The 24,877-nt window shown below is 67.7% G+C and carries 23 protein-coding genes; 17 read left to right on the top strand and 6 right to left on the bottom strand.

What is annotated here, in order from left to right:
* Window positions 1-186: 186 nt before the first annotated feature.
* The 7 genes from ABB55_RS11995 (at window position 187) to dnaN (ending at window position 7,402) form a co-directional block, all read left to right on the top strand.
* Window positions 187-495, top strand: coding sequence for a DUF485 domain-containing protein (locus ABB55_RS11995; RefSeq protein WP_054359010.1), 309 nt, complete (start codon window positions 187-189; stop codon window positions 493-495).
* The gene (locus tag ABB55_RS11990) at window positions 492-2,195 is read left to right on the top strand and encodes a cation acetate symporter (protein ID WP_054359009.1); all 1,704 of its coding nucleotides are present in this window, start codon (window positions 492-494) and stop codon (window positions 2,193-2,195) included. The genes ABB55_RS11995 and ABB55_RS11990 overlap by 4 nt, the downstream gene beginning before the upstream one ends.
* Window positions 2,196-2,349: 154 nt before the next feature.
* Window positions 2,350-4,164: a putative nucleotidyltransferase substrate binding domain-containing protein gene (locus ABB55_RS11985; RefSeq protein WP_054359008.1), complete on the top strand. Its 1,815-nt coding sequence runs from the start codon at window positions 2,350-2,352 to the stop codon at window positions 4,162-4,164.
* The gene (locus tag ABB55_RS11980; RefSeq protein ID WP_054359007.1) at window positions 4,164-4,835 is read left to right on the top strand and encodes a 3'-5' exonuclease; all 672 of its coding nucleotides are present in this window, start codon (window positions 4,164-4,166) and stop codon (window positions 4,833-4,835) included. Before ABB55_RS11985 ends, ABB55_RS11980 begins: the two co-directional genes overlap by 1 nt.
* Window positions 4,836-5,039: 204 nt before the next feature.
* A complete protein-coding gene (locus ABB55_RS11975; RefSeq protein ID WP_083463560.1) occupies window positions 5,040-5,714 on the top strand; it encodes a nitroreductase family protein in 675 nt (224 codons plus the stop codon).
* Window positions 5,715-6,023 carry a DUF1330 domain-containing protein gene (locus ABB55_RS11970; protein WP_054359005.1) on the top strand — a complete coding sequence of 103 codons (309 nt, stop codon included), beginning with the start codon at window positions 5,715-5,717 and terminating at the stop codon, window positions 6,021-6,023. It begins immediately after the preceding gene.
* Window positions 6,024-6,259: 236 nt separating this feature from the next.
* On the top strand, window positions 6,260-7,402 hold the full coding sequence (gene dnaN / locus ABB55_RS11965) for a DNA polymerase III subunit beta (protein ID WP_054359004.1): 1,143 nt from the start codon (window positions 6,260-6,262) through the stop codon (window positions 7,400-7,402).
* A gap of 49 nt (window positions 7,403-7,451) precedes the next feature.
* Here the strand turns inward: dnaN and mepA are convergent, their stop codons facing one another.
* Entirely contained in the window at window positions 7,452-8,381 is a 930-nt protein-coding gene (gene mepA / locus ABB55_RS11960) for a penicillin-insensitive murein endopeptidase (protein WP_054359003.1), read from the bottom strand.
* A 965-nt stretch (window positions 8,382-9,346) separates the two neighbouring features.
* Between mepA and ABB55_RS11955 the strand changes: the two genes are divergently transcribed.
* From ABB55_RS11955 to ABB55_RS11925, 8 genes are all read left to right on the top strand, one after another.
* Entirely contained in the window at window positions 9,347-9,610 is a 264-nt protein-coding gene (locus ABB55_RS11955; RefSeq protein ID WP_054359002.1) for a hypothetical protein, read from the top strand.
* On the top strand, window positions 9,607-9,906 hold the full coding sequence (locus ABB55_RS11950) for a hypothetical protein (protein WP_054359001.1): 300 nt from the start codon (window positions 9,607-9,609) through the stop codon (window positions 9,904-9,906). The genes ABB55_RS11955 and ABB55_RS11950 overlap by 4 nt, the downstream gene beginning before the upstream one ends.
* Window positions 9,899-10,042 (top strand): hypothetical protein, encoded by a 144-nt coding sequence (locus tag ABB55_RS30615; RefSeq protein ID WP_181184010.1) that lies wholly within the window; start codon window positions 9,899-9,901, stop codon window positions 10,040-10,042. Before ABB55_RS11950 ends, ABB55_RS30615 begins: the two co-directional genes overlap by 8 nt.
* 49 nt (window positions 10,043-10,091) lie before the next feature.
* Complete coding sequence (locus ABB55_RS11945) at window positions 10,092-10,319, top strand: hypothetical protein (protein WP_054359000.1); 228 nt, start codon at window positions 10,092-10,094, stop codon at window positions 10,317-10,319.
* Window positions 10,320-10,330: 11 nt separating this feature from the next.
* Window positions 10,331-10,669 (top strand): hypothetical protein, encoded by a 339-nt coding sequence (locus ABB55_RS11940; RefSeq protein ID WP_054358999.1) that lies wholly within the window; start codon window positions 10,331-10,333, stop codon window positions 10,667-10,669.
* A complete protein-coding gene (locus ABB55_RS11935) occupies window positions 10,666-10,938 on the top strand; it encodes a DUF1488 family protein (RefSeq protein WP_054358998.1) in 273 nt (90 codons plus the stop codon). The genes ABB55_RS11940 and ABB55_RS11935 overlap by 4 nt, the downstream gene beginning before the upstream one ends.
* An 8-nt stretch (window positions 10,939-10,946) precedes the next feature.
* Entirely contained in the window at window positions 10,947-11,759 is an 813-nt protein-coding gene (locus tag ABB55_RS11930; RefSeq protein WP_054358997.1) for a transglutaminase-like domain-containing protein, read from the top strand.
* A gap of 264 nt (window positions 11,760-12,023) precedes the next feature.
* Complete coding sequence (locus ABB55_RS11925) at window positions 12,024-12,989, top strand: sulfotransferase family protein (RefSeq protein ID WP_054358996.1); 966 nt, start codon at window positions 12,024-12,026, stop codon at window positions 12,987-12,989.
* A gap of 17 nt (window positions 12,990-13,006) precedes the next feature.
* Here the strand turns inward: ABB55_RS11925 and ABB55_RS11920 are convergent, their stop codons facing one another.
* The 4 genes from ABB55_RS11920 to ABB55_RS11905 all read right to left on the bottom strand — a co-directional run bounded on the left by ABB55_RS11920 (window position 13,007) and on the right by ABB55_RS11905 (window position 19,966).
* A complete protein-coding gene (locus ABB55_RS11920; protein WP_054358995.1) occupies window positions 13,007-13,909 on the bottom strand; it encodes a class I SAM-dependent methyltransferase in 903 nt (300 codons plus the stop codon).
* A gap of 65 nt (window positions 13,910-13,974) precedes the next feature.
* On the bottom strand, window positions 13,975-14,670 hold the full coding sequence (locus ABB55_RS11915) for a class I SAM-dependent methyltransferase (protein WP_054358994.1): 696 nt from the start codon (window positions 14,668-14,670) through the stop codon (window positions 13,975-13,977).
* 128 nt (window positions 14,671-14,798) lie between these two features.
* Window positions 14,799-16,151, bottom strand: a complete 1,353-nt coding sequence (locus tag ABB55_RS11910) for a nucleotide sugar dehydrogenase (RefSeq protein ID WP_054358993.1) — start codon at window positions 16,149-16,151, stop codon at window positions 14,799-14,801.
* Window positions 16,148-19,966, bottom strand: a complete 3,819-nt coding sequence (locus tag ABB55_RS11905; protein WP_160321219.1) for a glycosyltransferase family protein — start codon at window positions 19,964-19,966, stop codon at window positions 16,148-16,150. Before ABB55_RS11905 ends, ABB55_RS11910 begins: the two co-directional genes overlap by 4 nt.
* 234 nt (window positions 19,967-20,200) lie before the next feature.
* Between ABB55_RS11905 and ABB55_RS29700 the strand changes: the two genes are divergently transcribed.
* Together ABB55_RS29700 and ABB55_RS29695 are read left to right on the top strand one after the other, a co-directional pair.
* Window positions 20,201-20,740, top strand: coding sequence for a hypothetical protein (locus ABB55_RS29700; protein WP_152982022.1), 540 nt, complete (start codon window positions 20,201-20,203; stop codon window positions 20,738-20,740).
* Window positions 20,741-21,023: 283 nt separating this feature from the next.
* The gene (locus tag ABB55_RS29695) at window positions 21,024-21,239 is read left to right on the top strand and encodes a hypothetical protein (protein ID WP_140941344.1); all 216 of its coding nucleotides are present in this window, start codon (window positions 21,024-21,026) and stop codon (window positions 21,237-21,239) included.
* Between the two features lie 1,405 nt (window positions 21,240-22,644).
* On the opposite strand, the gene ABB55_RS11895 is transcribed toward ABB55_RS29695, so the two are convergent.
* The gene (locus ABB55_RS11895; RefSeq protein WP_054358990.1) at window positions 22,645-24,435 is read right to left on the bottom strand and encodes a polysaccharide pyruvyl transferase family protein; all 1,791 of its coding nucleotides are present in this window, start codon (window positions 24,433-24,435) and stop codon (window positions 22,645-22,647) included.
* Window positions 24,436-24,877: the final 442 nt, after the last annotated feature.

Genomic DNA, 24,877 nt, shown 5'->3' with positions numbered 1-24,877 from the left:
GGCCGCCTGTCGTTTCGTTAAAGTCGCGCCCATGACGGCTGGACGTCTGTCCGGTCGATCGGTGAGGCGCGGGAGCCGAACAGAAAATCGGTGGTGATTTGCACGTTTCGAGGGCGAATTCGCACTCGCAGCGAAGGAGATCCCATGTCTGTTCGGCACCGCACAAGCGTTGACGGGAGGTCCGACGTGCAAAACGATCTGGTCGAGCGGGTGCGATCCAACCCGAAATTCCAGGAACTGGTCACCAAGCGCACCCGCTTCGGCTGGACGCTGACATTCGTGATGCTGGCCATCTACTACGGCTTCATCATGGTGGTCGCCTACAAGAAGGAATGGCTGGCGATCAAGCTCGGCTCGGGCGTGATGACGCTCGGCATTCCGGTCGGCGTCGCCGTGATCCTGTCGGCCTTCATCCTGACCGGCATCTATGTGGCGCGGGCCAACCGCGACTACGACGCCCTGATCGCCGCCATCAAGGAGGACGCGTCCAAATGAGCCGCTACGCCAAGACTTTCGCGGGCGCTGCGGCGCTCCTTCTCGCCGGTGCGACCGTGGTCGCCGGTGCGGCCCTGGTCGCCGGAGCGGCCCATGCGGCCGGCCCGGATGTCGGTCAGGTCCAGCAGCAGGCGACCAACTGGACGGCCATCGGCATGTTCCTAGCCTTCGTGCTGCTGACCCTCGGCATCACCAAATGGGCCGCCGGGCAGAGCCGGTCAGCCGCGCAGTTCTATACCGCCGGCGGTGGCATCACGGGCTTCCAGAACGGCCTGGCGATCGCCGGCGACTACATGTCGGCCGCCTCGTTCCTCGGCATTTCGGGCCTCGTCTACACGTCCGGCTATGACGGCCTGATCTACTCGATCGGCTTCCTGGTCGGCTGGCCGATCATCATGTTCCTGCTCGCCGAACCGCTGCGCAACCTCGGCAAGTTCACCTTCGCCGACGTGGCCTCGTTCCGCCTCGGCCAGACCCAGATCCGCACCCTGTCGGCCTGCGGCTCGCTGGTCGTGGTCGCCTTCTACCTGATCGCCCAGATGGTCGGCGCCGGCAAGCTGATCCAGCTCTTGTTCGGTCTGCCCTACGCCTACGCGGTGGTGGCGGTCGGCCTGCTGATGATCGTCTACGTGACCTTCGGCGGCATGGTGGCGACCACCTGGGTGCAGATCATCAAGGCGGTCCTGCTGCTCGCCGGTGCCAGCTTCATGGCCTATATGGTGCTCGCCACCTATGGCTTCTCGCCGGAGGCGATCTTCGCCAAGGCGATCGAGATCAAGAAGACCGACGCGATCATGGCCCCCGGCGGCATGGTCAAGGACCCGATCGAGGCCGTCTCGCTCGGCATCGGCCTGATGTTCGGCACGGCCGGCCTGCCGCATATCCTGATGCGGTTCTTCACCGTGTCGGACGCCAAGGCGGCCCGCAAGTCCGTCTTCTACGCGACCGGCTTCATCGGCTACTTCTACATCCTGACCTTCATCATCGGCTTCGGCGCGATCGTGCTGGTCGCCACCAACCCGCAGTTCCTCGACGCCAAGGGCGCGCTCCTCGGCGGCAGCAACATGGCGGCGATCCATCTCGCCAATGCGGTCGGCGGCAATCTGTTCCTCGGCTTCATCTCGGCGGTCGCCTTCGCCACCATCCTGGCGGTGGTGTCGGGCCTGGCGCTGGCCGGCGCCTCGGCGATCAGCCACGATCTCTACGCCTCGGTGATCGCCAAGGGCCGGGTCTCGGAAGACAAGGAAATCCGCGTCTCCAAGATCGCGACCGTGTTCCTCGGCATCCTGGCCATCGTGCTCGGCATCGCCTTCGAGAACATGAACATCGCCTTCATGGTCGGCCTGGCCTTCGCGGTCGCGGCCTCGTGCAACTTCCCGGTGCTCCTGATGAGCATGTTCTGGAAGGGCACCACCACCATGGGCGCGCTGGTCGGCGGCTTCGTCGGCCTGATCGCCTCGGTCGGCATGGTCGTCGCCGGTCCGGCGGTGTGGGAGGGCGTGCTCCTGAACCCCAAGGGTTCGGCGCTGATCCCCTACAACAACCCGGCCCTGTTCTCGATGACGCTCGCCTTCCTGGTCATCTGGCTCGTCTCGCTGATCGACCGCACCCGTGCGGCGGCCGCCGAGCGCGCCAGCTTCGAAGCCCAGTATGTCCGCTCGCAGACCGGCATCGGGGCTTCCGGCGCCAGCGCCCACTGATCCGCGACCCGTCCCGCCCGCCCGGCCCCAGGCCGGACGGGACCCCGTCCGTCTCTCCAGCGCCAGGGCTCGTCCCTGGCGCTTCGGCCTCGGGCGATCGGATGCCGGCTTGTTGTCGGATCCGGCCGTCCGGACCCGACCGAAGGACAGAGCCATGCCGACGGCTTTCGACGCCCTCAACCCGCCCTTCGACCGGCTCGGCCATGACGAGGTCGAGCGGCTGCGGCGGCAGCTCGATATCGGCTACTTCCCGCCCGGTGCCGTCATCGTCGAGGCCGGCCGGCAGTCCGACGCCCTGCATGTCGTGATCAAGGGCGCCGTCGAGGAGCGCGATGCCGCCGGCGACGTGACCGCCGTGCTCGGCCCCAAGGACAGTTTCGATGCGCGCGCGGTCGTCCATGGCGCCGCCGATTCCCGCTTCGTCGCCGCGGCCGAGACGCTCGCCTATCTGATCCCGCGCGAGACGGTGCTCGATCTGGTCCGCCGCAACCGCGGCTTCGCGGCCTTCTTCTATTCGGAGATCTCCCGCAAGCTCGACGCCATGGCGCGCGGCGGCATGGCCGGCGGGGTCGAAAGCGTGATGCGCGCCCGCATCCGCGACGCCCGGCCGCGTGCGGCGGCCTTCATTCCCGCCGCCGCCTCGATCGAGGCGGCCGGCCACATGATGCGCGAGCGTGACGTGAACGCGCTCTTCGTGCAGGACGGCGACCGGCTCGGCATCGTCACCGGCATGAACCTCTCCAAGGCGGTCGTGCTGGCGCGCAAGCCGCTGGAGACGCCGATCGGCGACGTGACCCACTACGACATGGTCGCGGTCGACGAGGACGATTTCGTCTTCGAAGCGCTGATGAAGATGACCAAGAGCAACAAGCGGCGGCTGGCGGTCACCCGCGCCGGCGCCGTCACGGGCGTGCTCGAGGATATCGACATTCTCGGCCTGTTCGCCGGCAATTCGCAGCTGATCCCGGGCCGCATCGACCGCGCCCACGGGCTCGACGATCTCGCCATCGCGGCCGGCGACATCCAGGAGCAGGTCGGCCGCCTGCAGGCCCAGGGCGTGCGCGTCGAGGACATCGCCGAGATCACCTCCGACCTCAACCGCCGCCTGCTCGCCCGGCTCTTCCACATGCTCGCCCCGGCCTCGATCCGAGAGGCGGGCACGCTGATCGTGATGGGTTCCGAGGGGCGCGGCGAGCAGACCGTGCGCACCGACCAGGACAACGGGCTGATCCTGGCAGCGCCCGTGCCCGAGGCCGATCTCGACCGGTTCCGGAGCGAATTTTCCGGCGCGCTGGCGCAGTTCGGCTTCCCGCCCTGTCCCGGCAACGTGATGGTCTCCAACCCGGTCTGGTCGGCGACCGAGGAGGTCTTCGGCCGCCAGATCCGCCGCTGGGTGCTGGAGCCCGACGACGAAGCGCCGATGCATCTCGGCATCTTCTTCGACGCCATCGCGGTGGCCGGCGATCCGGCGCCGCTCGACCGGGTCAAGGCCGCCTTCATCGCCATGATGCGCGGCGAGAGCGCCTATCTGGCGCATTTCGCCAAGGCGATCGACCAGTTCCCCGGCCCCGGCGGCGTCATCGGCACGCTGATGGCGACGGTCGGCCGCGAGGAGGTGATCGACCTGAAGAAATCCGGCACCTTCCCGATCGTGCACGGCATCCGCAGCCTGGCCATCGAGCACGGCCTCGCCGAGGCCGGCACGGTGGCGCGCATCGGGCGGCTGGCGGAGATCGGGCTGCTCTCGGCCGCCTTCGCACGCGAACTCACCGGCGCCTTCCGCTTCTTCAGCGAGTTGCGCCTGCGCGCCCAGCTGCGCGCGGTCCGCGTCGGCGAGCCGCACCAGGAGCGGCTGGTCCGGCCGTCGGACCTCACCAGCACCGACCGCGACCTGCTGCGCGACGCGCTGCGCGTGGTCAAGCAGTTCCGCGACATCGTGCGCAGCCATTTCAAGCTGGGGCTGTTCTGATGGCGCTCCTCGGCGCGGTGACCAAGCTGATCGACCAGCAGCGGCTGTGGGACAAGCGCTGGCTGTGGATGTTCGAGCCGGACGCGACCGGCGAGGTGGTCTCGGTCGACTGCGAGACGACCGGCTTCGACACGCGCCGCGACGATGTCGTGTCGATCGCTGCGGTGCGCATCCGCGGCAACCGCATCCTCACGTCCGAAGCCTTCCGGGCCGTGATCCGGCCGGAGGCGGCGATGACCGCGGAGGCCATGAAGGTGCACCGGATTCTGGGCTCCGACGTGGTCGACGCCCGCGTCATCCGCGAGGTGTTGCCTGAATTCCTGGACTTCGTCGGCACGCGGCCGCTGGTCGGCTACTGGATCGACTACGACGCGACCATGCTGAACCGCTACACGATCGAATATTACGGCCTGCGGCTGCCGAACCGGCGGATCGAGGTCTCGAAGCTCTATTACGACCGCAAATACGGCAAGGCCCCGCAGGGCTCGGAGATCGACCTGCGCTTCGCCACCATCCTGGCCGATCTCGGCCTGCCCGACCGCGTCCAGCACGATGCCTTCGAGGACGCGCTGGCGGCGGCCGAGATGTATGTCGTGCTGAAGGACATGATCGCCCGGGACGTCCGGCTCGGCCGCGACCGGCCCGGCGCCGGCGGCCCGGTCGGCGTCTGAGGCGGCACCCGCCTCGCACGCGCCGGATGCCGTTCCGCATGGTCGGGTCCGTGCGGGCTGTTCGATCGCGGCAGGTCGCCCCGGTTCGGACTCTGCTTGCTGAGGGCGTTCGGGGGGCGACCGGGACGGCGCCGCGGTGCCGGGCGGGAAGGGGGTACCGGCCGGGCCGCGATGGGGCTATGTCTCAGGCGGGAGACCTTGCCGATGACTCAGGCCGATTTTCAGCCGCTTGCCTTCGATGTCCTGCCAGAGCCGGAGATGCGGGCGCGGGCCGACGCCTTCCTGGCGCTGATGCGCCGGCGGCGGTCCTTGCGCGTCTTTTCGGCCCGCCCGGTGCCGCGCGACCTGATCGAAACCGCCATCGCGACGGCCGGCACCGCGCCGTCCGGGGCCAACCAGCAGCCCTGGACCTTCGTGGCCATCGGCGATCCGGCCGTGAAGCGGCGCATCCGGGAGGCGGCCGAGGCGGAGGAGCGCGCCTTCTACGGCGGTCGCGCCGGGGATGCCTGGCTCGATGCGCTCGCGCCGCTCGGCACCGACGCCGACAAGTCGTTTCTGGAAACCGCCCCCTGGCTGATCGCGATCTTCGGCCAGCGCTGGGGCACGGCGCCGGACGGCACCAAGGTGAAGCACTACTACGTGCCCGAATCGGTCGGCATCGCGACCGGCTTCCTGATCGCCGCGCTGCATGGCGCCGGTCTCGCCACGCTGACCCACACGCCCTCGCCGATGGGCTTCCTGAACGAGATCCTGGGTCGCCCGGACGCCGAAAAGCCCTATATCCTGCTGGTCGCCGGCTATCCGGCCGAAGGCGCCACGGTGCCGCGCATCACCAAGAAGCCGATCGGCGAGATCGCCGTGTTCATCGAGGAGGATTGAATGGCCAAGGCATACTGGATCGCCCGCGTCGACGTGACCGACCCGGAGCGCTACAAGGCCTATGTGGCGGCGAACGGTCCGGCCTTCGCCAAGTATAACGGCCGCTTCCTGGTGCGCGGCGGCCCGTTCGACAATCCGGTCGGCTCCGCGCGCGACCGCAACGTGGTGATCGAGTTCGACAGCCTGGAGCAGGCGCGCGCCTGCTACGCCTCGCCCGAATATGCCGCAGCGATCGCCGCGCGCGGCGACGGCGCGGTGATCGATCTGATCATCATCGGCGGCTATGACGGGCCGCAGCCGGGCGCCTGAGCCCCGGTGCGGCGGACCCGTGCGGTTCCGTCGCGATCAGTCGTCGTCTGATGCGAGGTTTTGCTTGCGTCACGAAGGCGTTCCGGCCAAGTTTCACAGCCCGGCGGGGTCGTTCGCGACCGGTTCGCCATGTGGTTCCACCGGGCCGCATGGGCGACCGGTGCCGCCGGGGCAGGCCCACCGACCAGCGCGCCGAGACGCCGGCCGCGCGAGGCATCATCCAGAGTTCGAGCCCCATGAAAGTCACCGTCGAGCGGGCGCATCTCCTCAAGTCTCTGAACCACGTGCATCGCGTGGTGGAGCGCCGCAACACGATCCCGATCCTGTCCAACGTGCTTCTGCGCGCGGAGGGCGGCGAGTTGAAGCTGAAGGCGACCGACCTCGACCTGGAAGTCTCCGAGGCGATCCCGGCGATGGTCGCCGAGCCCGGCGCCACCACGGTTCCGGCGCACATGATCTACGACATCGTGCGCAAGCTGCAGGACGGCGCCCAGATCGAACTGGCCACCCGCAACGACGGTGCCACGCTCGATCTGAAGGCGGGCCGCTCGAAATTCGCGCTGCAGATGCTGCCGGAGACCGATTTCCCGGATCTGACCGCCGGCACCTTCGGCCATCGCTTCTCGCTGTCCGCGGCCGACCTGAAGCGCCTCGTCGACCGGACCCAGTTCGCCATCTCGACGGAAGAGACGCGCTACTATCTGAACGGCATCTATTTCCACACCGTCGAGGCGGGCGGCGAACTGCGCTTCCGGGCCGTCGCCACCGACGGCCACCGCCTGGCCCAGGCCGAAATGGTCGCCCCGCACGGGTCAGAGGGCATGCCGGGCATCATCGTGCCGCGCAAGACCGTGGGTGAGATCCAGAAGCTGGTCGAGGACCCTGAGGCCAAGGTCGGCGTCGAGGTGTCGGACAGCAAGATCCGCCTGACCTTCGCGGCGGCCGGCGAGGGCGCCACCGGCGCCGTGGTGCTGACCTCGAAGCTGATCGACGGCACCTTCCCGGAATATGGCCGGGTCATCCCGCAGGGCAACGACAAGGAACTGAAGGTCGACCGCGACGAGTTCGCCGCCGCCGTCGACCGGGTCTCGACCATCTCGTCGGAGCGCGGCCGTGCCGTGAAGCTGACGGTGGGCGACGGGCGGCTGGTGCTGACCGTGGTCAATCCGGATTCCGGTTCGGCGACCGAGGAACTGGCGGTCGAATACGAATCCGATCCGCTCGATATCGGCTTCAACAGCCGCTACCTGCTCGACATCGCCGGCCAGCTCGAGACCGACACGGCGGTGTTCCGCCTGGCCGATCCGGGCTCGCCGACGCTGATCCACGATTTCGGCCAGTCCAACGCGCTCTATGTGCTGATGCCGATGCGGGTCTGAGCGACCCGCGCCGGCCGTCCCGGCTCGTCGCGTCGGCTTGGCGTCGGCGTCACGGCGTGGCGAGCACCTGCGCGCAGGTCTCGGGCAGGTCGGCGAGCTTCATCGGCGGCTTCGGCGGGGAGGGCGGCGACGGCTTCCAGGGCTCTGGGCCGAGCCACCAGGCGAGATCGGTGCCGCAGCCGTCGCCCTCGGGCGGCTTGTCCTGATCCTTGCAGTCGGCGATGCCGGCCGGGCAGGCCAGCCGGACGTGGAAATGGTAGTTGTGCCCGTACCAGGGGCGCACCTTGCCGAGCCAGCGGGCCCGGTCCGGTCCGCCGTCCTTCCAGTCGCACAGCGCCTTCTTGATCGCCGGATGCACGAAGATGCGCGCGACCTCCGCGTCGCTGGCCGCGCGCCGGATCAGCCGGGCATGCGCCTCGGTCCAGACCCGGGCATCGATCTCGCGGGTCGCCATCTTGACCATCGAGACGGCGCTGATCGATTCGCGCTCCTGCAGCAGCAATTCGCGCTGCGGCATGGCGAGCAGCCAGATGTCGGCGTCGAGCCCGATCTGATGGCTGGCATGGCCGGTCAGCATGGGGCCGCCGCGCGGCTGCGACATGTCGCCGATCAGCAGGCCCGGCCAGCCGTCGCGCCGCGCCGCCTCGGCAAAGCGCTCCAGATAGGCGATCAGCGCCGGGTGACCCCAATTGCGGTTCCGGCTGAGCCGCATCACCTGCCAGGCCGGTCCGTTGACCGGCATGGCGATGCCGCCGGCGAGGCAGCCGCGTGCGTAGGACCCGATCGAGCGGGCGGCCAGCGGCGCCGGCTGCGTCATTGAACCGAACAGGACCTTGGCGGCATCGGCCGGCAGCCCGTTGCGCGCCGCGACGATCTCGGCGCGGCTCTCCTCGGCGGTCGACTGTCCCTGCGCCGGCAGGCCCAGCCCGCACAAGGCCGCCAAGCCAACCGCCCATCTCCAAACCGGCCGCACTGCCATGCCGTCTCTTCCGTTCCTGGCCACCCGCCTCGCGAAGGCATCCCCCGGAGCAAGGTCCGATCCGGGCGACGGTCGCGCAGGCCGCAAGGCCTGCCGCCGATTCGGCCGCACCACCGGGACGACTGCCAGCCTAGATCATCTGCAGGCCGAACGGAATCGGGCCACGGCCCGGGGCCCGGGGCCCGGTGGCCGGGACCCGCCAGCTGCGGCCCGCGAATGTCCGATCGACCTGATCCCGTCGCCAGTGCGTTCGCGGTGTGCAGTCACGACGCGGATGGCACCCGTTCGTCCCGATCGAGCCGTCGGACCGGGCGGGCGGTCGCCTCGCGGTGCGGCCGCCACCGCAACCGGCCTTGCGGTTCGAGCATTGGCGGCGAGGCCGGGGCTCCGGGAGCAGTCCAGTCCCCGCAATCCGATGTCGATGCACCCCGGCGACCCGATCCTCCCCAGTCGATCGGATCGGCGCCATGGCATTGCCGAATCGATGTCTTCGAATTCAGCCGAGGGTGGCGCCGATGGCCCGGGCCGCAAGGCGGATATAGGCTTCGGTCGCGTTGTCGATCTCGTCTTTGCGAAGCACGGCGGTAATGTATTTGATCGACCGGATTTCTTTCTGTCCCGCAGCCGAATGCGCGCAAATCGCTTGTGTTGTGGTGCAATGAAGTACATATAAGGAACTCGTAGATTTGGCCGATATGGCTTTGCGGTGTCAGAGACCCGCCACTTCTCTCGAATTTTCGATCGCCAAGGCATGCGCTGTTCCGGCGCGGATGTCGCTCGATTCGAATGCTGGAATGAATTCAGGCACTGACCACGGATGTACTGGCAGTCGGAGTTCGTTCCGGTTCGAATGTGAACGGCGCATGCGGCGTATCCCTTGTGGTCGAAGGGCGCGTGGGTCCGTCCGGATCGGAAGAGGTTTTTCCGGTCCGCTCGCGCCATCCGCCCCGCGGAGACCCGCACGCATGACCAGTCGCACGATCGAGACCACCGTCCGCTTCGCACAGCCGTTCCGGCTGCCGGGCTTCGACATGCTGCAGCCGGCCGGCGACTACCGCATCGATCATGACGAGGAGGCCCTCGAAGGCCTCTCCCAGATCGCCTGGCATCGGGTCGGCTCCTTCATCCACCTGCCGGGCATCGGTCTGTCCGGACCGACGCGCCAGATGGTGCCGATCAAAACCGCGGACCTCGAAGCCGCATTGGAAAAGGACAACAGGGGCTCATGACTGCCGCCAACCATCCCCGTCGCGGCTCCGCGCCGAACCGCTCCGAAGACCAGACGCATCTGTTCGCCATCGGACAGGCCGTCCGCCTGAAGGGCGGCTTCGGACAGATGTCGCGGGCCTCGGACGTCTATCGCATCACCGGCACGCTCCCGCCGCGGGGCGACCAGCCGCAGTATCGGATCCGCAACGAGGCCGAACGCCACGAGCGGGTCGCGATGCAGGACACGCTCGAACCGCTCCGCACCGCGCCCGGCGAGGGCGCCGCTCTCATCGAAAGAACCTTCGGACATGGCTAAGGCCCAGAAACGCAGCAACCGCGAGACCCGCAAGCCGAAGCAGGACAAGCCCGCGGCCAAGCCGCCGGTGCTCGGTGCCGGCCAGAACAAGGTGACCGCAGCGTTCAGCACCGATCGGACCAAGGGCAAGACCTGATGCCCGATGCGGCGTGCGGTCCCGGGGGCGCGGCGATGAGGGTCATGCCATGAAGGTCGTGATCGAATTCTACCGCATCCGCCCCTCCGACCAGGCGTGCGCCGTCGTCGGACGCGAGACGGTGGAGGTCGTCGACAGGGACGATGCGATCGCCGTCGCGCTGCGTCTCCGCGACACGCTGAACATGCCGCAACGGCCCGACGGCATGGCGATCAGCGACGGTCAGGGGAACAAGTTTCACTCCGGATCGTTTGATCCAGACGAGGTTCCGGACTGAGAGGCCGCCGCATGGACGCCCCAAGACACGACAGAGCCGGCGCGCGGCAATCCCTCGCGCTCGGCGCCTGGGAAAACGAGGGCGGAGCACCGGCCATCGCGATCCTCGATCATCAGTTCGGACGGCGCATCGAAAGCGACCGGTCCTGGACGGTCTATCACGTCTTCACCGGCGTGCCGGCGCGGCGCGGCGGGAAGCCGATGACCGGCCTCAGCCGCGCGGAAGCGACCGACGGCATGGTGTCCCTCAATCGGCTCGATGCCCGGGTCAACGCCCGGCGGCGCCGCGAGCGCGACCGGTCGACGACCGCGTGCGCCGGGACGTCCGACGACATGGGGCGCCCGTCATGACGCTGGCCTTTCCCAATCCGACCCGCAGCTTCGACGCCACGCGCAACGCGGTTCGCTTTCTCGGTCACGACGGCATGGTCGAGGTCCGGTTCTTCATCGAAGCGTCGGCGCTCGGCGGCGCGGGACCGCGCGGCGGCGCCGATCTGACGGAAGACGAATGCCTGTCCGCCTTCGACCGGCTGCGCAGCACCATCCAGGCGGTCGCGCTGAAGGCCTATGCCGGCCGTCGGCTCGAAAGCTACACCTTGACCACCACCCAGATGCGATAGTGGGGCCGATGCTCATCCGTTGCGGTTACGAAATCACCATGTCGTTCGACCAGCCCACGGCGTTGGTCTGTCTGCTCTCCGTCCACGAGGATCGGCGCGCCGATATCCGGAGCCAGGAGACCGCCTTCACGACGCCCGAAGTGCCGATGTCGATCTATGTCGACCTGTTCGGCAACCGCTGCCGGCGGCTCGTGGCGCCGCCGGGCGATCTGATGATCTGGGGCGATGCGACCGTCGAGGATAGCGGCCATCCGGACCCGGTCCTGCCCTGGGCGCGCGAGATCCCGGTGACCGAACTGCCGGATTCGACGCTCGCCTACCTGATGGGCAGCCGGTACTGCGAGACGGATCGTCTCAGCCAGATCGCCTGGGACCATTTCGGCAAGATCCCGCCGGGCTGGGGACGCGTCCAGGCGATCTGCGATTTCGTCAACAATCACATCAAGTTCGACTATCTGCAGGCGCGTTCGACGCGGACCGCCTACGAGGTCTACCATGAGCGCATCGGCGTCTGCCGGGACTTTGCGCATCTGGCCGTCGCCTTCTGCCGCTGCCTCAACATCCCGGCCCGCTACGTCAACGGCCATCTCGGCGATATCGGCGTGCCGGTCGTCGAGCCGATGGATTTCAGCGCCTGGATCGAGGTCTTCCTCGACGGCGCGTGGCGCACCTTCGACCCGCGCAACAACGTGCCCCGGATCGGCCGGATCGTGGTCGCCCGCGGTCGCGACGCCGCCGACGTGCCGCTGGTCAACTCCTTCGGCCCGCATGTGCTGAAGACATTCCGCGTCTGGACCTACGAGGTCGGGCAAGCCGCCTAGCGGTCGGACCCCGACGGTCGCGTCCCGCGGCTGTCCGACGGAATCGGTCACGCAATCAAAGAGTTGGCGGGTCCGATCCGCGAGCCGGATGGAACCCTCCGTCTCGATCGAGCCACCGGACCGGCTCCGATCGGGGGCGTGCTCCGATCGGGCGGGACGGTCCCTCGGGTTCGGATTTTCAGGTGGCCGCGCGCGCCATTCCCCATTTTCAAAGACCTCCATACCCTTGATAATGGAAGGGTATCGGGTCCATGGGGACATTGGGTGGCGAACGAAGAATGGCACGGCAAGATCGCGGGTCCGCAACGACGGGCGGTGGTCGTCCTGGGCATGCACCGGAGCGGCACCTCCGCACTGGCCGGGATCGTCGCGGCCCTCGGGGCGGGAACGCCGGCGCGCCTCATGCCGCCGGCGCCGTTCAATCCGCGTGGCTATTGGGAGCCGGTCGCCATCGTCAAAGTGCATGACGAAATCCTGCGTGCGCTCGAGATCGAATGGTCGACCTGGCGCTCGGTGCCCGCCGCATGGTTCCGCTCGGATGCGGCGGCCCGCTACCGCGCGGTGCTGTCCGACCTCGTCCTGTCCGAGTATGACGCGTCGCCCCTGTTCGTCATGAAGGACCCGCGCCTGTGCCGGCTTCTGCCGCTCTGGCATCGGGTCTTCGCCGGTCTCGGGATCGCTCCGGCCTTCCTCATCACGCTCCGCCATCCGCTGGCCGTCGCCGCCTCGCTGGAGCGCCGGGAGGGGATCGGCACCAGTCATGCCGTGCTCGTCTGGATGCGCCACATGCTGGAAGCGGAAGCCTCGACGCGCGGCCGGGTCCGCGCCTTCGTGAGCTACGAGGCCGTGCTCGCGGACTGGCGGGCGGAACTGGGCGATGCCGGCCGCCGCATCCGGGTCGATTGGCCGCTCGACGACGAGGACCGCCGGGCCGCGGTGGACGCCTTCCTGTCGGCGGATCTGCGCCACCACGCGCCGCCGCCCTTCGACGACGCCCTGCAGGGCATCCTGCCGCACGCCGCCACGGTCTATCGGCTTCTGAACGCGCTCAGGGCCGGCGACGACAGCGCCGCAAACCGGGCGGCGCTGGATGCCATTCGCCGGGAGACGGACGCGTGGTGCCGCCTGTTCGGCCATGTCGGACTGGAGCTTGGATCGGCCGGCCGCCGCAAGCCGGCGCCATCCGCGCCGGACGCCGCCGCGCCGATGCCGTCGGCGACGGCCACCTGAACCGATCGGGAACCGCTCTACCGGGTCGCCATCGCGACCGCGTAGTGGGTCTCTCCCAGCAGGGTCAAGCTTTCGTCGAGCAGCAGCGCGGTCTTCAGGAGCCCTTCGTCGGCCTGCTCGTCGATGTTGGACAGGATGTCGTTGAGCGCCGAATGATAGATGACGCCGCCGGTGAGCCTGATGAGGACGTCCGGAAAGGTCGCCTTGAGCGACGGGATGATCCGGTCGCTGTCGGCGGCCTCGGACGGATCCTGCGTGATCATGAATTCGACCGTGGGGCGCCGGACCGCGCGCGGGATCGATCGCGCAGGATCGCCCGGGGCGACGAGATAGCGATCCGGCAGGCCCTGGCGGAACCGCGTGCCGAAGTCGAGCATCCGGTCCGTCCACTGGAAGCGTGACGGTCCGACGAAGTCGTTCATCGCAAAGATGCCGCCGGAGCGCAGGCGCTCACGGCTCCAGGCGACCGCCATCTCGGTATCCGGCATGTGATGAAGGGCGTCATGCCAGTAGACGAGGTCGAACGTGCGATCCCGGCAATCCGCGAAGGCGTCGGTCTCGTGGAAAAAGACCTTGTCGGCGATGCCGAGTGTCTCGGCGTGCTTGCGGCCGGCGGCGATCCGCACGCTGCTGATCTCGTAGAGATGGAATTCGCCGACCAGCCCCGCGACGACCAGCTCCATCTCCATCACGCCGGTCCCGCAGCCGACCGAGACCGCGCGGGCGAACGGCCCGCGCGACGCTGCCTGTTCGATCAGGTGATGGAAGCCGGCATGGGCGCCCGAGATCGCCTGCCCGGTCGTCATGCGGTTGATATGGGCGTGAATGGTCGGGAACTGCCACCATCGCGCCCGCGCCGGCAGAGACCGGCGCTGCGGATCGTTCCAGTACGCGGCGGCCCGGCTGGTCGTTGGGTCCATCGGTCGGGTCCCGGGGTGAGCGGCGTTGCGGGGAACGGGCCTGCCCGTTCGGCGGGGTGTCGCCTTCAGGCGTCCCGAGGGGGCGGCTGAAGGCTGCGATAGCGGGAGTCCTCGCGCAGATAGGCGCCCACGCCGGCGAGCACGGCCGCCGATTTCGCGATCAGGTGGACGGCCTCCGTGTCGCCGGTGACCGGGTCGGCCGTCTGGACGACGAGCAGATGCAGTCCGGCTTCGGCCAGGCCGAACCGAACCGCGAAGTCGCGTCCGTAGAGATGGAAATACTGGTGCACGCCGGTGGCGGTCTCGAAGTCCTGGCTGGTTTCGCGCGAGAGGGGCCGCGAGACGACGAGATGGATCAGCCCGGCGGGGCTGAGGATGCGCGTCAGTTCGCGAAAGGATGCCCGGTCGTCGGGCACGAATTCGAGCACGTGACTGAGGGATATGAAGTCGTAGGAGTCGTCCGGGCGGTCGATCTTCTGCAGGTCGAGACTGTTCTGGCCGCCATAGACGGAGACCTCCAGCGAGGCGAACCAGGCGGGCGCCAGGGCCACGTCCGGGCTGAACTGCAAGGCCCGCCGCCAGGACAGCACCCCGATCGGCAGGTGCTGGAACAGGGCGCGATTGGCGCGATGCCGCTCCAGCGAGCCGCACCGGGTGCAATGGGGCGGCTTGCCGGACTCGGACAGACGGCCGGCAGGGCCGGGCGAAAACACGGTCCCGCCGCAGACCGTGCAGGCAGGGGTGGGTGAGGGACTGGTCATGAACTGCTTCCTGGGTCTTCGAAGGACCGGCTGCTGCCTGCCCGGTTCGGAACCTTCATGTCGTCGGGTGCCGTCGCCGGGACATGCCGCCGGTGCCGCAGGGCGGCATGCGACGACGGCTGCGCCGGTCAGGCCTTGACGATTCGATCGGCATGCCGGTCGACATGGCGCATCGCGTTGCGCGTGTCCACGATCAGCGGGCAGAATTGCGCCAGCATCTCGTAGTCGATCTGGTCGTGATCCGTGACGATCAGCGCCGCATCGAACGCCGCCAGATTGCCCGGCGACCATTCGATCGAGCGCAGTCCGGCCAGGTCCGGATGCTCGCGCGTGATCGGGATCGCCGGAATGTGGGGATCGTGGAACGCGACCTCCGCCTTGCGTGCGCGCAGCAGCTCCATCAGACGCAGTCCGGGCGATTCGCGGCAGTCGTCGACATTCTTCTTGTAGGCGACGCCGATCAGCAGAATGCGGGCCCGGCTCAGGCTCTTGCCCTGGCGCAGATCCAGCGCCTCGGCCAGCCGGTCGACCACGTAGCGCGGCATCATGGTGTTGATTTCGCCGGCCAGTTCGATGAAGCGCGTCGAGATCTCGTATTCGCGCGCCTTCCAGGTCAGATAGAAGGGATCGATCGGGATGCAGTGACCGCCGAGGCCCGGACCCGGGTAGAACGGCATGTAGCCGAACGGTTTCGACTTCGCCGCCTCGATCACCTCCCAGATGTCGATGTTCATCCGATCGAACACGACCTTCAATTCGTTGACGAGTGCGATGTTGACCGACCGGAAGATGTTTTCCGTCAGCTTGGTCGCCTCGGCGACCCTGGCGGACGACACGGGGATGACGTTCGAGACGACCTGCCCGTAGAGGGCGCTGGCGAGGGCGCGGGCCTTGTCGCCGTCGCCGCCGACCACCTTGGGGATGCTGGTGGTCGAGAAATGGGCATTGCCGGGATCCTCGCGCTCCGGCGAATAGGCGAGAAAGAAGTCGGTGCCGGACTTGAGGCCGGTTTCCTCCAGGATCGGGCGCACGACCTCTTCGGTCGTGCCGGGATAGGTGGTCGATTCGAGCACGATCAGCTGGCCGGGGCGGAGATGGTCCCGGATCATGCGGGCCGTGGCGACGACGAAGCCGAGATCGGGCTCGCGCTGCGGCGTCAACGGGGTCGGCACGCAGATGATGACCGCGTCGGCGGCATCGAGCGCCCCGGCATCCGATGTCGCTTGGAACCGGCCCGTGGCCACGGCCGCCGCGATGCGCGCGTCCGCGATCTGCCGGATATAGGATCGGCCGGCATTCAGCTGCCCGGTCTTGCCGGCATCGATGTCGAAGCCGGTGGTCGGAAAGCCGGCGCCGCACAGCGCCAGCGCCAGCGGCAGTCCGACATAGCCGAGGCCGATCACGGCGATGCGCGCCGTGCGCGCCTGGAAATGGGCATCGGGACGGCCCGACCCGGCGGGAGGATTGTCTTCCAAGATCATGCCTGTTCTTTGAGGGCGGCCGGGGCCTGGAAGCGGGCGACGATGTCCAGGATGTCCGAGACGCGGTGGTCGAAGGTGTGCCGGGCGAGCACGATGTTGCGCAGGGCGGCGCCCATGGCCTTGCGCCGGTCGTCGTCGGCGAGCAGCGCCCGCACCGTGCCGCCGAGATCGTCCGCGTTCCGGTAGGTGGCGACCGCGTCGCCGAACAGGTCGGCCATGCCGGGCACGTCGTCGCTGACGATGGTGGCGCCGCAGGCCCCCGCATCGAAGATGCGGTTGGAGACGAACCCTTCCCGCTTCATGTCCTGCCAGTGATCGTTGAAGACGATCTTGGCGTTGGCGTAGTGGTGGCGCAGCCGTTCGTTCGGCAGGTAGGTGCCGCGGATCTGCTTTTCGGGGATCAGCCCGTCCCACCGGCTGCCATAGACGCCGACGTCGACCCCCGCCCGGACGGCATCGTCGATGATCGGGCGCCGGACGCCGCGGGAATTGGCGACGAACAGGAGCTCCGGCACCGCCGCCGGGTCCGCCGCGGCGTCGCGTTCGCCGCCGTCATGGAACAGGGCCGGATCGGTGCATTGCAGGAGCGGCGACACGCGGTCGCCGAGCCGGCGCCGCAGGACTTCGGCATAGGACTCCGACGCGACGAAGACATGGTCGTAGGCGTCGAGCTCGCTCAGCGGCACGTCGTCCGGATGGCTGATCAGCCAGAGCAGATTGATCTTCGAGGCGACCGGCTTCCAGGCGGACAGCCCGCGCAGCACGATCACGACATCGTCTCCGGCGCCCTGCTGGGTAGCCCAATCGGGCAGGATGTCGATGCGCGCGAAATGCCCGGCCCGGGTCAGCGCGCGCTGCAATCCGAGAGCGAAATGCCAGTCGCCCCAGGAGAGCTTCTCCTCGTGATTGGGAACGCCGATCTTGATGCTGAAGCGCAGGGTGCTGCGGGCGAAGGCCTGCAGGGCTTCCTTGAACGCCATCGCCCGGTTCTTGTAGGTGTGCTTCTCGCGCACTTCGGCGCAGAGGCGCGCGGCCAGCGCCGCCCGCTCCTCCGGATGGCCCAGATAGCGGGCCAGGAGCGCCGACAATTCCTCGGCGGTGGAGAAGGTCGGCAGCAGGTCGCCGAACAATTCCTTGGCGCCGCCGCGGCAATTGGTGACGACCAGCGCGCCGCTGCCCAGCGCATCGAAGATGCGCGAGTTCAGGGAATTCCAGGTCCGCGTGACCGGATGCGAATCGTCGATGACCAGCCGGGCGGACGGGTAGATGTCGGGCAGCTCGTAATAGGGCACCGAGCGGCGCCAGTGCCGGCGCCAGCGCGGATGATCCCCCCATCCGTAGCCGTAGATCGCCAGGGACCCCGGCAGGTCGACCTTGTCCAGGAGCCCGACGGCCTCCCGCTCGTGGCTGAAATAGTAGCTGCCGGTGAAGACGATGTCGGTGCGGTGTTCCTCGACCGGTTCCCGGGGCGAGAAGCGCTCGTCGTTGGTCGCGATCGGCAGCAGATAGGCGGTCCGTCCGGTCGCCTCGGCGATGTGGCGGATCGCCAGCTCCGACGAGCAGAAGATCAGGTTGTAGGATTGGAAATGCGGCGAGGCGAGCCATTCGTCGACCCGGTTGCGGATCCAGGCGACCGTGACCAGTCCCGGATTGGCGCTGCGGGCCTTGCCCAGGTCGTAGTCGTGGCGCATCGCGACGGCGACATCGGTGCCGTTGAGGTCGGGCAGGCCGAACCGGACGAACAGCGTTTCCCAGCCGTACAGCGTGCGCATGGCCGAGGCCATTTCCATCGCGGTGTAGAAGTCGCCGGCCGGTGTCGAGAAGGAGGCGTCGGTGACGATGAAGGTCACGCGCAGGGGGCGCGCCCGCCAGGTGGTCTCGCCGCCGATCAGCGACAGGAGCGTGCGCTGGACGATCCGGCGTTTGAAATGCGCGTTGAAGGTCTGATGGTTGGCGATCTGGGACTTGGGATTCGACAGGATCGGATTGGGCTTGCCCGAGACGAGGCGGGCGGTCCGGGTGTAGCTGCGATTGTGGATCGCGGTGACCGAGGTGTCGCAGACGATGCGCCGGCCCAGCCGTTCGGCCAGCCGCAGGCACAGGTCGACATCCTCCATGCCGTAGAAATAGGCCTCGTCGAAGCCGCCGACGGCCTGGAAGTCCGCCTTGCGGCAGAGGAGCGCGGCGCCGGTCACCGCCGGCAGCTCGTAGGCGGCGCCGATATCGGAATATTCGTCGGCCACCTCCGCGGGGTGATAGGTCACCTCGCCGGAGGCCTGGATCCGGGGACGGAACTGGATCCCGCGATGGTGGGTCTCGTATTGCAGCGTGCCGTTCTGGTCGGGGATCGGTTCGACCAGGCGCATGCCGACGGCGCCGACGGTCGGGTCGCGCTCCAGCCAGCCGGCCATCGCGGGCAGGCAGTCGCCGGTGAACAGGATGTCGTTGTTGACGAAGAACAGATACTCGCCCTCGGCCATGCCGGCGGCGAGATTGTTGGACGACGAGAACGAGAAATTCGCGTGGCGCGGGACGATCTTGAGATCCAGCCGCGCCTGGAAGCCGCGGGCCACGTCGAGGCTGTCGTCCGACGAGCCGTGATCGACCACGATGACTTCGACCGGCCGCGAGGTCATGTGCCGGGCGATGGTTTCCAGGGTCTGCGCGAGGATCCGGGCGCCGTCCCAGTTCAGAATGATGATGCTGACGCGGCCGGCCGGTGCGGCGGCGGCCTGGGGCGCCGGAGCGGCGGCGGCCGGCGGCGGCCGGCTGACGATGTTGGTGAGCGGCACCGCCATGGTGTCGCGGCGCGGGGACAGGCTGTCATAGGTGGCGAAGAAGTCGACCAGCGGGAACAGCACGCGGCGGCTGCGCTCCCGCTTCTCGCCGATCTCCAGCACCGCGCCTTCGCTTTCGACGATACGGGCCTCGACGATGCGCCAGGTGCCGTTCATCAGATGCGCCGGCCACCGGAAGCTGAAGGCGTGAAACCCGCTTTCGGTCACCGTCTGCAGGCGCTTCTGGAACTGATTGGCGGTCACGATGGCGACCGAGACGCCGTCGACCAGAAGCGAGATCCGTATGGGCCGAAAGGGGGTCTGCAGGTTGACCGCCCAGCCTTCGACGGTCTCGCAGTCGACATGGTCCACCCGGCCGGCGAAGCGGTCGCCCTTGCCCTGCAGCAGGCTCCGGCTGAGGCTGGCCGGCAGGCGGCGATGGCTCGGAAAGGTCAGGGATTCGCCGGCGACCTTCAAGGTCAGCCAGTGACCCAAGCCGTCGAACAGGGCCTGGGGAACCGGCAGGCTGAAGCCGTGGGTGCCGAAGATGCCATATTTGGCGTTGACGTCGTTTCGGGTCACGGTCGTTTCGGCGCCGGCGACGAAACGCTTGCCGTCCCACAATTCGACCGTCACGGTGGCATCGGCCTGGGTGCTGTCGAAGGCCCAGCCGCGAATGATGCCGCCTTCGACGGAATCGACCGACATCAGCACCTTCGCCTGGTACAGCGCCAGGTTCCGGCCGCTGACATTCGGCAGATGCCGCCCCGGCTCGCCAGCCGGCGTGACGCCGATCCGATGGGGCCGGTTGTCCGCAAGAGCCTGCGGCAGGTGATAGGCGAAGGACGCGAGCGGTCGATAGGGCGTGTCGGCCGATGGCTCAGCCACGGTGACGGTCAATTCCGCGAGCTTCTCGCCGTCGCACCAGACCGCCAGGCGGATCGCTCCGCGTGCCGCCGGGATCAGCCATCCCTGGATATCCCGGCCGAGGATGCGCCAGCTGCCGTCAACGAAGCTCGTCGAGAGGGGACGCGGCATCGGACGCGATGGCGCCGTCGGCGGGACGGGCGAGGCCGAATCGGACGACATCATATCGGCGTCCGGCGCAGGGGGCGATGCCGGCGCCAGGACCGGAGCGGGGTCGAGGCCGCCGTCCGGCGCGAGGTCAGTCGCTGCCGTAAGGTCAGCCGCTGCCGCGGGGGCAATCGCTGCCGCCGGGGCAGCCGCTGCAGTGGGGGCAGGCGCTGCCGCTCGGTCAACCGTTGCGCGACTTTGGTGGTCGTCGGCCGGCTGGCGTGCCATCTCTCTCAATCGGTCGAGAAACGCCGCATTGCTGAACGGCACCCTGACATCCGGCAGGACGTCCAGATCGATCGATTCGGGCGCGTAGCGGATACGCAGAGCGGCCGGAGCATCGGGGGCCGCCGCCACGGCCTGCGCCAGGTCGTCCAGGATCGGGATGATGACGGCGGGCGGGATTTGCGCCCAATCGATTTGAAATCCACCGAGACAGTCGGCCCTTCCGATGGCGGCTGCCAGGTCGGGGCGGTGCCGGTCGGCAAGGATCGACCCGAGCGTCCGGCCCTGGAACACCAGCGCGAGTTCGGCGATCGGGGCGTCTTCGTCGGTGCCGATGCACCACCCGCCGAGGCTGGTGTCGTTGCACCATTCGACCGCGCCGCGAATGCTGGGGGACTCACGGAGATTGCCGAGGTTCCACGATGCGGCGACGGCAAGTCCCGTCGCTTCCGCTGCTCCCGTGCCGGCTGGCTGTGCCGCGTCGGCCGGCGTCCCGTCAGAAACAGTCGTTGACGCGGTCTGCGCTGCGGCGCGGAGTCCAAGCTGAACCAAAGGTAGTCTCCAGAAAGTCTGCGTTACGTATCGTTATGTTCCGTTACGGGGCCCGATCCTCAGCATGGTCCCGGCTAGCACAGGTGGCCGGTGCTAGAAACCGTAGATTCTACTACTTTGGCTACACCGGGAGGCTTGCACCAACCTCTCGTCTCTCCAATTCGCATACCAAAGGCGAGTGTGGGAAGCATGGAAGCGCAAGATCTATTGCCCATGGTGACGCGGCGCACGACTGAGGAATTGCATGCAATACCTTGCTGCCGGTCCGGTGGGCGTAGCTGCGAATGCGCTTCATTCCCTGATTTCTCAGGCTGTCGAAAGACTGCCAGGACGGTCCGAGGAGCGCCGCCTGAACGCCGCCACCGCGATGGTGACGGTGTCTATCGAGTATGAGCCGGTTGACACCTCTCTCTTCCGCAAAGGAAAGCGCCCTGCGGATCATCCCGATGTGAGAATCTGACGATAATATCATCAGCCGTTTGCTATTTTTGCAAGCGCATCAAAAAAATCCGTTCTGAAAAAATATCACTATATTAAAAAATATCAGGGCCAAAACAGTAGTGAAACCCGCGCTGAACTCAGTTTAGTTCATATGACACTCCCGATTGGCGCAGAAATTCGGAATGCAGTATATAAAAATATAAGATTGTTATGATCTATATTATTGTGAATGCGTTGATCTTTCAGATCCGGAATATTTTGCGAATCCTGCCGACGGTTGGCTTCTGTAATATTTCTATAATGTTTCCAATCTGCGTCTTCTCATCGGCGATCCTTGCCGAGATCGAACCGGCACGCGCTGTCGATGCGCGCAAAAGCTCACCTCCGCCTCATCTCGAATCGAATGGTTGAATAGTACTGATTCGTTGAATTGATATTTTCGGCATTCTTGGGCGCCATCGCAATGATTTCCCCGGTTGGGCTGGACTCAGACAGGATTTTCGCCAAAATAACAGTTGCAATGACATGCAAAGAAAATCGAATTAAGTGAGATGCATACTCAATGACTCGGTTGTACAACTATGAGTCGCAGATTCAATACTGCAGAATGAATGCGTACAACGAGGTGGGGTATATTGCATCTTCTGGGATCGAGCGGTGATGGCTACCACCACAGTGGCTAACGCCCGACAGGATGGTGCCGCCGTCGAAGATGCGACGGGGAGGAGCCATCAGGCCGACGTCCGCCGCGGCGCAGAAATCCGGTCGTCCCCGGCTCTCGATGTCCTGCGGACGGAGTTGCACCTGTCGCGGGACGCGGGCGTGCCGGTGCGGATGTGGTGGCGGGATGACGATCTCGTCGCAAACTCGCGCGGCTTCGACGCGCTGATCGGTCTGGCGCGAACCTTCCGGGCGCCGCTTCTGGTTGCGATCATCCCCGGATTGGCGTCGGAGGCACTCGATGTCTCAGAGGCCGATCCGGACCTCATTGACTTCTGCCAGCACGGCTGGCGGCACATCAATCACCAGCCCTTGGGCGGCGGCAAAAGCGAATTCGGTGCCGGACGCGACCCGGAGGCGGTCGAAGCCGAGATCGCCGCCGGTCAGGTCGCGCTCGCCCGCCTCCTGGGCGACCGCTCCAGGCCCATTTTCGTCCCGCCCTGGAACGCCTTCGACGAGCGTCATCTGGACATCGTGCGGGCCCGCGGATTCACCGGCCTGTCGACCTTCGGGCCGCGCCCGCGGGCCTTCGCGGTCGATGGCCTCCGGCTGGCCAACACCCATCTCGACATCCTGCAATGGGAGGCGCCGGGCGGCCCGCGACCGGTGCCGTTCGACGATGCCTGCCTGCGCCTGGCCCGCATCGTTCGCGAGCAAAGAGAGAAGCCCGAGGCGGATGCCGAACCGATCGGCATCCTGTCCCATCATCGGGCGATGCGCGAGGAGTCCTGGTCGTTGCTGGAGGGGCTGCTCTCGGCTTTCGCGGGCGTGCCGGGCGTGTCCTGGCTGACCCCGTCCCAGGTCTTCGCGCCGCCGCCGGCCTGAATCCACACCGCAAACGCCTGCGGATGCAGCCTCGGGTCGACAAGCTCGACCCAGGCGAAGCGATTGTGATCTTCGGTGGACGCCATGCTGGTCGCGATCAGGAGGCTTCCGCTCCCGTCCACGCCCCGCGGTATCCTGATCTGCCACGGCGTGACGCCGGTGGCGTCGGCCACGACATCGGCCCGCCCCAGCATCCGGCCATCGTGGCCGACCAGCATCAGGCCGAAGCGGACCGGCCGTCCGTCCGGATGGGCGACCGTCGCCCCGCCGCGCAAGAGGTCGCCGCCGCGCAGTGGGATAGGGTCGAGAGCGGCCTCGGTGATGCCGCGCGGCGGCGGATGCAGGGCCAGGCGGTCGCCCCGCCGGCCGACATGCTCGGGCAGTCCGCGCAGCGCGAGCAGGTTCGTTTCAAGAAGGCTCACGGAGGGCGCGGTGCGCGTGCCGGCCGCCGATCGGTCCGCAATGCCGGCAAGGCGGGCGATCCAACCCCGCGAAGCCGCGTTGTCGGCCACAACGGCGCGGGCGAAATCCGTCCTCAGCGCCTGGCGCGACGCATCGGCCGGCGCCGCGAGGACGCCTTCGATCGCAGCCCAGTGGGCATCGAGCGCCTCCTGCACCACCGCCAGGGCGGCGATCCGCGGCGCCTCGTCGCCCGCCGCGGCGGCGAGGCGCTCCGCCACGTCCGCCCAGTCGCCGCAGAGACGGTCCGGCAGCCGATACTGGTCGGTCAGGTCGGCGGCCCAGGGCGTCGCGGCGCCGGCGATCAGGACGCCGGGATTGCCGTAGGCGAAGGCGGCCAGGAAGCCGTTCCGATCGGACCCGACATAGCCGTCGCTGGCGGCAAGGCAGGCCGCCACGTCGCGCAAGGCGGCCGGCCGGTCGAGCAGGAGGTGCGGGACGGGAAGCACGGCCGACACGGCGCGCGCCAGGGCGCCGGCATTGCGGTCGGTATCGCCCGCCAGCAGGATCGGCACGCCCCGGGCGGCGGCGGCCACCTGCATCACCCGCTCGGACAGGGCCGGGGCGGCAATCCCGGCGCGGTCGTCGATATGCACGACCACCGACCGGGCCGGAACCGGCTGGCCGCGACGGACGAACAGCGCCCGGAACCGTTGCGTCAGGCTCGCGCGCGGCCAGAGGCGCGCGATGTCGAGGATCGGGTCGGGAACCAGGGACACCGGGACGGTCGCATCGGTGCAATCCTGAAGACGCCGCAGGCTCGAGCGGTCGCGAACCGCGACATAGTCGCTGGCGGCGAGAAGGGCAGCCACGAGCCGCTGCAATTCCGCCGTCCAGGCGGAGCCGGCAACACCGGGCGCGTTCCAAATCAGACGCGCGCCGGCCCGCTCGGCGGCGAGGCCTGCGCCGAGCCACAGGGACGGCAGGGCGACATGGCGCATCGGGTCGTCGGTGCCATAGGCGGGCTCATCGGCGGCCCCGATTCGGACCACGTCGCCGCCGCCGATCAGGCAGGCATCGCAGCGAAAGCCGTCGTCGAGCGCACGCTCGGACGCGACCGATGCCCCCGCATCCTGCCAGCGCAGGGACGTCCCGCCCGCCGGAGCGAGGGCCGTCAGCCGATGGTCGGCCAACCGGGCGCGCGCGATCAGCGGCATCAGCAGATCGCCGAAACCGCCGGTATCGAAGCATCCGAACTGGGCGATATCCATTCCGGCGTCTTCCTTGCCCTGGGCCCGCCTGCCGCGACCTAGGGCGGGCGGACCGATTTTGCAATCCGGCAGTCATCGATCGCGCCTGCCCTGAAGGGGCGGCGGGTTTGGACGGGCGCGGGCCGCAACCGGTTCGCGCAAGCGCTGCACCGGTCATCCCTTTTCGCCATTATGCAATCTATACGGGAAAAATCAACGATAAAACGATCCGTGATCGTATAGCTCCGCGATAATGCGTGGCGCCCAGCGCATCATTGACGCTCATGCGAGAGGCAGTATACGGCATCATGAAAGTGCGATTAGGTTTGCATGTGTCACAAGAGGGAATGCCTGTATTTTCGGTTGTATGGGCATATTTCTCCGCCAATAGATAGAATTTCTCGATAAGCGGCAGCTTTGACTACCGGAAAAGGGGCCACCATGAGCCTGAGAAGCCTGTCGA

This window comes from Prosthecodimorpha hirschii (assembly GCF_001305515.1).
In the GTDB taxonomy this organism is placed as follows: Bacteria; Pseudomonadota; Alphaproteobacteria; order Rhizobiales; family Ancalomicrobiaceae; genus Prosthecodimorpha; species Prosthecodimorpha hirschii.
Note: the sequence above shows the minus strand (reverse complement) of the source record. Positions and strands in the feature narration are given on the sequence as shown.

Coding starts and splice junctions, on each gene's coding strand:
- ABB55_RS11990 (WP_054359009.1), top strand. CDS start 492: ATGAGCCGCTACGCCAAGACTTTCGCGGGCGCTGCGGCGCTCCTTCTC.
- ABB55_RS11985 (WP_054359008.1), top strand. CDS start 2,350: ATGCCGACGGCTTTCGACGCCCTCAACCCGCCCTTCGACCGGCTCGGC.
- ABB55_RS11980 (WP_054359007.1), top strand. CDS start 4,164: ATGGCGCTCCTCGGCGCGGTGACCAAGCTGATCGACCAGCAGCGGCTG.
- ABB55_RS11975 (WP_083463560.1), top strand. CDS start 5,040: ATGACTCAGGCCGATTTTCAGCCGCTTGCCTTCGATGTCCTGCCAGAG.
- ABB55_RS11970 (WP_054359005.1), top strand. CDS start 5,715: ATGGCCAAGGCATACTGGATCGCCCGCGTCGACGTGACCGACCCGGAG.
- dnaN (WP_054359004.1), top strand. CDS start 6,260: ATGAAAGTCACCGTCGAGCGGGCGCATCTCCTCAAGTCTCTGAACCAC.
- mepA (WP_054359003.1), bottom strand. CDS start 8,381: ATGGCAGTGCGGCCGGTTTGGAGATGGGCGGTTGGCTTGGCGGCCTTG.
- ABB55_RS11955 (WP_054359002.1), top strand. CDS start 9,347: ATGACCAGTCGCACGATCGAGACCACCGTCCGCTTCGCACAGCCGTTC.
- ABB55_RS11950 (WP_054359001.1), top strand. CDS start 9,607: ATGACTGCCGCCAACCATCCCCGTCGCGGCTCCGCGCCGAACCGCTCC.
- ABB55_RS30615 (WP_181184010.1), top strand. CDS start 9,899: ATGGCTAAGGCCCAGAAACGCAGCAACCGCGAGACCCGCAAGCCGAAG.
- ABB55_RS11945 (WP_054359000.1), top strand. CDS start 10,092: ATGAAGGTCGTGATCGAATTCTACCGCATCCGCCCCTCCGACCAGGCG.
- ABB55_RS11940 (WP_054358999.1), top strand. CDS start 10,331: ATGGACGCCCCAAGACACGACAGAGCCGGCGCGCGGCAATCCCTCGCG.
- ABB55_RS11935 (WP_054358998.1), top strand. CDS start 10,666: ATGACGCTGGCCTTTCCCAATCCGACCCGCAGCTTCGACGCCACGCGC.
- ABB55_RS11930 (WP_054358997.1), top strand. CDS start 10,947: ATGCTCATCCGTTGCGGTTACGAAATCACCATGTCGTTCGACCAGCCC.
- ABB55_RS11920 (WP_054358995.1), bottom strand. CDS start 13,909: ATGGACCCAACGACCAGCCGGGCCGCCGCGTACTGGAACGATCCGCAG.
- ABB55_RS11915 (WP_054358994.1), bottom strand. CDS start 14,670: ATGACCAGTCCCTCACCCACCCCTGCCTGCACGGTCTGCGGCGGGACC.
- ABB55_RS11910 (WP_054358993.1), bottom strand. CDS start 16,151: ATGATCTTGGAAGACAATCCTCCCGCCGGGTCGGGCCGTCCCGATGCC.
- ABB55_RS11905 (WP_160321219.1), bottom strand. CDS start 19,966: ATGCCGCGTCCCCTCTCGACGAGCTTCGTTGACGGCAGCTGGCGCATC.
- ABB55_RS29695 (WP_140941344.1), top strand. CDS start 21,024: ATGCAATACCTTGCTGCCGGTCCGGTGGGCGTAGCTGCGAATGCGCTT.
- ABB55_RS11895 (WP_054358990.1), bottom strand. CDS start 24,435: ATGGATATCGCCCAGTTCGGATGCTTCGATACCGGCGGTTTCGGCGAT.